Source organism: Streptomyces sp. S6, from assembly GCF_054880855.1.
This window is the reverse complement of sequence record NZ_JBTYMC010000524.1, coordinates 1-2,667: the sequence shown is the minus strand read 5'-3', so window position 1 is coordinate 2,667 and position 2,667 is coordinate 1. Positions and strand designations below refer to the sequence as shown.

Genomic DNA, 2,667 nt, shown 5'->3' with positions numbered 1-2,667 from the left:
CCGCCGTCCGCGCGAGGGCGTAGCCCTGTTTGCCGGAGGAGCGGTTGCCGAGGAAGCGGACGGGGTCGAGGGGTTCGCGGGTGCCGCCCGCGCTGACGACGACGTGCCGCCCGGCGAGGTCGGGTTCGCGGACGCCGCGCGCGAGGACCCTTCGGCAGACCTCGAAGATCTCCGCCGGGTCGGGGAGGCGGCCCTTGCCGGTGTCGACGCCGGTGAGGCGGCCGACGGCGGGTTCGATCACGACGGCTCCGCGCCGGCGCAGTGTCGCCACGTTCTCCCGCGTGGCCGGGTGCTCCCACATCTCGGTGTGCATCGCGGGGGCGAAGACGACGGGGCAGCGGGCGGTCAGGAGGGTGTTGGTGAGGAGGTCGTCCGCAAGTCCGTGGGCCGCCTTGGCGAGCATGTCCGCAGTCGCGGGGGCGACGACGACGAGGTCCGCGCCCTGGCCGATCCGCACGTGCGGCACCTCGTGGACGTCGTCCCAGACCTCCGTCGAGACCGGGTGACCGGAGAGGGCGGACCAGGTCGGGGCGCCGACGAAGTGCAGTGCGGAGGCGGTGGGGACGACCCGGACGTCGTGCCCCGACTCGGTCAGTCTGCGCAGCAGTTCGCACGCCTTGTACGCGGCGATGCCACCGCTGACCCCCAGGACGACCTTGGGCTTCTCCACCGTCACACTCCCCGATCCCATCCGAGCCGTTCCGAGCCGATCCCGGAAATCCGTACGACCCCATGACACACCACAGGCCCGGCAAGCTGCTTGCCGGGCCTGTGGATAAGTCGGCTGCGAACCGACTGTCGTACTTACGCCGGGTCCGGAACCGCCTCGGACGTCAGCAGACCGGCGTTGATCTCGCGCAGCGCGATCGACAGCGGCTTCTCGTGGACGTGCGTGTCGACGAGCGGACCGACGTACTCCAGGAGGCCCTCACCGAGCTGCGAGTAGTACGCGTTGATCTGACGGGCGCGCTTGGCCGCGTAGATCACGAGGCTGTACTTCGAGTCCGTGGCTTCGAGGAGCTCGTCGATCGGAGGGTTGATGATGCCCTCGGGCGCAGAGATGGAAGAGGACACGCTCTACCTTCCGTGGATGGGAAAGAATCTCAGACTGTGTTGCTCAAAAGGCGCTGGTGACCATAACGGTCACACCACATCCATCAAGGCTAGCAGCTCACGCGCCACATCCTCGACAGAGGTGTTGACCAGCGTCTCGTCGAACTCGGGCTCGGCCGCGAGTTCGATCTTGGCGGCGTCGAGCCGGCGCTCGATCACGTCGGGCGCCTCGGTGCCACGGCCGGTGAGCCTGCGCACCAGCTCCTCCCAGGAGGGCGGGGCGAGGAACACGAGCTGGGCGTCCGCCATGGACTCGCGGACCTGCCGGGCACCCTGGAGGTCGATCTCCAGGAGCACCGGCTCGCCGTTCTCCAGCCGCTCCAGCACGGCCGCGCGGGGCGTGCCGTAGCGGTTGCCGGCGAACTCGGCCCACTCCAGCAGTTCGCCGTTGGCGATCAGCTTGTCCATCTCGTCGTCGCCGACGAAGAAGTAGTGGACGCCGTTCTTCTCACCCGGGCGGGGCTTACGGGTCGTCGCCGACACCGACAGCCACACCTCCGGGTGGGCCTTGCGCATATGAGCGACGACCGTGCTCTTGCCGACCCCTGAGGGGCCGGAGAGCACGGTCAGCCGCGGACGTACGTCCGGGGGCTCGGGGGTCGTCCCCCGGAATGTTGCAGCCATGCAGCGATTATTCCAGCAATCCCGGAGTGCCCGGGACGCCCTGCCCGGCGGCGCCGGGATCAGGAACCGGTGCTGCCGAACTCACGCTCCAGGGAAGCGATCTGGTTGGAGCCGAGGCCGCGTACACGGCGGCTCTCGGAGATGCCGAGTCGCTCCATGATCTGCTTGGCGCGGACCTTGCCCACGCCCGGCAGGGACTCCAGAAGCGCCGAGACCTTCATCTTGCCGATGACGTCGTTCTCCTGGCCCTGCTTGATGACCTCGTGCAGGGAGGCGCCGGAGTGCTTGAGTCGATTCTTGACCTCGGCCCGCTCCCGGCGAGCCGCGGCGGCCTTTTCGAGCGCGGCTGCGCGCTGTTCGGGGGTAAGGGGCGGAAGAGCCACGCCTACGTCACCTCGGATGTCGAACTGTCGGATACGGACCGGTGAGGAACCTAGTCGCCCCACACCTGACGAGCCACGAGCAACACGCTTGCCCGTTCACTCTCCGTCGGAGACTAGCGGCCAACTCCGCCTGAGTCAGCGAGAACAGCGGAAAAGTCCTGGTCAGCCTCTACGGGACCGGACATATACCGCAAAACTCCCCGGATTTGAGACTGTATCCACCCTCAACCAGCCAAGAACAACCTCCGCCCCCCACTCCGAACACCCCCACCTCGCATAGTTGCGCCCACCCGCAGCCACCTCTCCCCCTCCGCCCAAGCTGCGGGCAAGTCGTACCTCCCTCAGTGCCTCAAAGGCCTGCGAGGTACCCCCACGGGGCGGCACGGGTGGGCTGGGGGTCCCCCCTGCTCGAAGAGCTTGGGGGAGGCACCCCGCAAGCGCGGGCAAGCGAAACGCCCCCACCCCAGCCACCCACCCACCCGCACCCACCCCTCAGCCCCCACCAACCCGCACCACCCCCGCCCCCAAGCCCCCCCTCACCCCACCC

Annotated in this window: 4 protein-coding genes; all 4 read right to left on the bottom strand. The window is 68.7% G+C overall.

Annotated features, from left to right (window positions below; genetic code table 11):
• A partial coding sequence (gene coaBC / locus ACVNF4_RS34700) for a bifunctional phosphopantothenoylcysteine decarboxylase/phosphopantothenate--cysteine ligase CoaBC (RefSeq protein WP_461806836.1) occupies positions 1-670 on the bottom strand: 670 nt, incomplete at its 3' end.
• A gap of 134 nt (positions 671-804) precedes the next feature.
• Complete coding sequence (rpoZ, locus tag ACVNF4_RS34695) at positions 805-1,074, bottom strand: DNA-directed RNA polymerase subunit omega (RefSeq protein ID WP_010357929.1); 270 nt, start codon at positions 1,072-1,074, stop codon at positions 805-807.
• 69 nt (positions 1,075-1,143) lie between these two features.
• Positions 1,144-1,737, bottom strand: coding sequence for a guanylate kinase (gmk, locus tag ACVNF4_RS34690; RefSeq protein ID WP_461806835.1), 594 nt, complete (start codon positions 1,735-1,737; stop codon positions 1,144-1,146).
• A 59-nt stretch (positions 1,738-1,796) separates the two neighbouring features.
• Positions 1,797-2,120: an integration host factor gene (locus ACVNF4_RS34685; RefSeq protein WP_003977346.1), complete on the bottom strand. Its 324-nt coding sequence runs from the start codon at positions 2,118-2,120 to the stop codon at positions 1,797-1,799.
• Positions 2,121-2,667: the final 547 nt, after the last annotated feature.

Bases quoted from the DNA above. Each gene is read 5' to 3' on its own strand.
- gmk (WP_461806835.1), bottom strand. From the start codon at position 1,737: ATGGCTGCAACATTCCGGGGGACGACCCCCGAGCCCCCGGACGTACGT.